Below are 3,357 nucleotides of genomic sequence, written 5' to 3' on the forward strand. Positions count from 1 at the left end.
CCCTCACCCCGGCTCCCGCCCCCATCGTCGCGGCGCCCGCTCCGGTTCCGGTGAAGATCGGATCGCCCGACGAGGCGGGACCGGCCGCCCTGGAATCCGCCGGGCCGGCGGACGAACTGGCGCGTATCCGGGCGTTGGCCGATGCCGGAGAGACGGCCGAGGCCTGGCGGGCGGTGCGCGCCGCGATCCGGACCGCGCCGACCGATGCCGCCCTGCATTACTATGACGGCCTTCTCGCGCGCAGCCTCGGGCGCGATGCGGAGGCCGAGCGGGCCTGGCGCGGGGCGCTCTACCTCGACCGGGCCTTCGTCATGGCGCATTACCAACTCGGCCTGCTGATGATCGGCCTCGGCCGACGCATGGAAGCCGTGCGAGCCCTCGACAACGCGATCCGTCTGGCCCAATCCCTGGCGCCGGATGCGGTGGTGGCGGAGGGCGACGGGCTCGGCCCGCACGAACTCGCGCGCAGCGCCGCCCTCGCCCGCGCCGGCGTGACAGGAGAAGGGCCGTGACGCAGACCCGGGCCGAAGCCCCCGCCGCCCGCCTGCAGGCCCTGCGCGCCGAACGTTCCCGCCTGTTCGCCCGGCGGGTCCGTGCGACGACCGAGGCCGCGCGACCGACCCGCGCCTTCCTCGTCTGCGACTGCGGCGGCGACCGCTTCGCCCTCGCCCTCGCGCAGGTGGCCCAGGTGCTGCCGGCCCGGCCCGTCACCCCCCTGCCCGGCGCCCCGCCGGCCGTGCTCGGTCTCATCGCCATCTCCGGCCGCGTCGTCAGCCTGATCGCCCTCGCCCGCGCCCTCGGGCGCGGCGCCGAGGCGGCGAGCGGCGAAGGCCACGTGGTCCTGCTGCGGGGTGCCGGGGTCCCGGTGGCCCTGGCGGTCGACCGCGTCCTCGGCGTGGCCGAGATCACCGTGGCGGCGGATGCCCAGGCTCTCGGCGAGGCCGGTTTGAGCACCGAGGCGGTTTCGGGCTATGCCCCGCCCGGTGCCGGCCCGGACGGGGAACCCGGCTTCGTCGTCGTCGACGTGCCGCGCCTGTTGCGCCGGTACCTGCCGTGACCGCGCCTGCCCCGATGCCGCTCCGGCGGTGAGACGTCTCGCGATGCCTTGACCCGGGGTACCCCCGCCCCGGTCTCGGCCGAATTCCCGGAGCCTGGAGCCCCACGTGTCGATCTCGATCGGAAAACGCATCCTCCTCGGCTTCGTCGCCATCACCATCGTCATCGTGGCCCTCGGCTTCTACGCCCTCGGGCAGATCGGCGTGGTGCGCGACACCACCGATGGCATCGTCACCCGCGACCTCACGGTGGCGCGCCAGCTCGACGACCTCGCCAACAAGGCCCGCGACATGGGCCTGCAGCGCCGCAACGCGATCATCGCGCTGCTGATGCGGGCGCGGGGCGGCCCGGAGCGGGAGGACGGCTCCGCTTCCTGGCGCCGGACCGCCACGGAAGCCGACGCGATCCTGACCGAACTCGTCCGCGCGACGGACGCCTACCGGGCTCGATCGGTCTCCGAGGAACGCGCCCTCGCCTGGCGCAAGATCAACGGCATCGCCATCGAGGCCGTGGCCGAGCTGCGCGAGCTGCGCAGCGCGAGCGAGGCGCAGCTCGCCGCCGTCGCCGCCAAGGACGTCGACGGGGTCGAGGCGCGCAACGAAGCGCTCAACCGCAGCCAGGAGATGTTCCTCAACGACATCGAGCGGACCCGAAACGCCCTCGACGAGGGCATCGCGGCCGGGCAGCGCGGCGTCGCGGATCTCTACGAGCGCAGCCGGCTCTCGATCCTACTGACGCTGGGCGCCTGCATCGTGCTCAGCATCCTCATCACCCTGCTGATCAGCCGCGCCGTGGTGCGCCCCCTGGAGGCCGTGATGGCCTTCGCCGAGCGCGTCGGCGAGGGCGACCTCTCGGGCACCCTCGACGCGCGCGGCAAGGACGAGATCGGACGGCTCGGGCGCACCCTCAACCGGATGGTGGCGGGCCTCGCCGACCTCGCCCGGACCAACCGGGCCGCGACCTCCGACCTCAACGCCGCGGCGGCCGAGATCCGCGCCTCCGCCCAGGAGCAGGCGGCCAGCGTCGAGGAGCAGTTCGCCGCCGTGCAGGAGACCGCCGCCACCGTCGACGAGATCACCCATTCGGGCGCCCAGATCGGCAAGCGCGCCGGCGAGGTCATCGCCACCGCGCAGTCCACCGCCCAGACCTCCCGGGCCGGCCTGCGCGCGGTGGCCGACACCGCACGGGCGATGGATTCGATCCGCGAGCAGGCCGAGGCGGTCGCCGGCAACATCGTCGCCCTCTCCGAGAAGACTCAGGCGATCGGCGACATCATCACCACGGTCAACGACATCTCGGAGCGCACCCACCTCCTGGCGCTGAACGCCGCCATCGAGGCCGCGGCGGCCGGCGAGAGCGGGCGCAGCTTCGCCGTGGTCGCCTCGGAGATGAAAATCCTGGCCGACCAGGCCAAGGCGGCCACCGGGCAGGTCCGCACGATCCTCGGCGAGATCCAGCGCGGCATCAACACCTCGGTCATGCTCACCGAGGAGGCGGTCAAGCGCGCCGCCACCGGCAAGGCCCGCTCCGACACCACGCAGCGGACCATCGAGGAAATCACCGCCCGGGTCGAGGAGAGCGTCCAGACCTTCCAGCAGATCGTCGCCTCGACGAACCAGCAGCAGCTCGGCATCGAGCAGGTGATGGGCGCCCTGCAGAACATCCGCCAGGCGAGCCAGCAGACGGCGGCCGGCACCCGCGAGGTCGAGGCCGCGTCCGCCAACCTCACCGAACTCGCCCAGGCCCTGATGACGCTGGCCGAGCGCTACAGGCACTGACACGGCGTCCGGCGATCTGGAAAGCCGGAAGCGCACGGTTCACGAATGGCTTCGCGCGGTTTCCGAAGGTAGGGAAACCGCCGCAACCCTGGGGCGGCCTTAGGCGACGGATGGACATTCGCCAGCTTCTTCTCGCGGCGTTCGAGGTCGAGCACCGCGAGCACATCGACGCGATCCGTGCCGCCCTCGCGGGCGAGGCCGGCGAGCATGCGCCCGACTGGAACGACGTCTTCCGGCGGGCGCACAGCCTCAAGGGCGCGTCCCGGGCCGTCGACCTGCCGGCGGTGGAGGCCGTCGCCCATCGCCTGGAGACCCTATTCGAGCGCATCGTGGCGCAGGAGGGCGGCCTGACCCGCCCGGCCGCCGCCGCCGTGCACCTCGCCCTCGACCGAATCGAGGCCTACGTCGCCGGACTGACCGACGGGGCGGGACCGGACATGCCGGCCGACGCCCTCGCGGCGCTCGATCGCGCCCTCGATCCGCAGGTGCCGGACCCGGCTCCCGCCGCCGCACCGGCCCCGCC

At 73.5% G+C, this 3,357-nt stretch carries 3 protein-coding genes and 1 pseudogene; all 4 read left to right on the forward strand.

Translation table 11 applies throughout. The features are described 5' to 3' along the window. Positions 1-512: pseudogene (locus tag AC3WLN_RS23805) on the forward strand (CheR family methyltransferase); the annotation flags it as partial. Continuing rightward, positions 509-1,057, forward strand: a complete 549-nt coding sequence (locus AC3WLN_RS23810) for a chemotaxis protein CheW (RefSeq protein ID WP_492485422.1) — start codon at positions 509-511, stop codon at positions 1,055-1,057. The pseudogene AC3WLN_RS23805 and the gene AC3WLN_RS23810, both read left to right, overlap by 4 nt. Positions 1,058-1,163: 106 nt before the next feature. After that, the gene (locus AC3WLN_RS23815; protein WP_492485424.1) at positions 1,164-2,834 is read left to right on the forward strand and encodes a methyl-accepting chemotaxis protein; all 1,671 of its coding nucleotides are present in this window, start codon (positions 1,164-1,166) and stop codon (positions 2,832-2,834) included. Positions 2,835-2,944: 110 nt separating this feature from the next. Further along, a partial coding sequence (locus tag AC3WLN_RS23820; RefSeq protein WP_492485426.1) for an Hpt domain-containing protein occupies positions 2,945-3,357 on the forward strand: 413 nt, incomplete at its 3' end.

It is taken from the genome of Methylobacterium sp. FW306-05-D, from assembly GCF_058782155.1.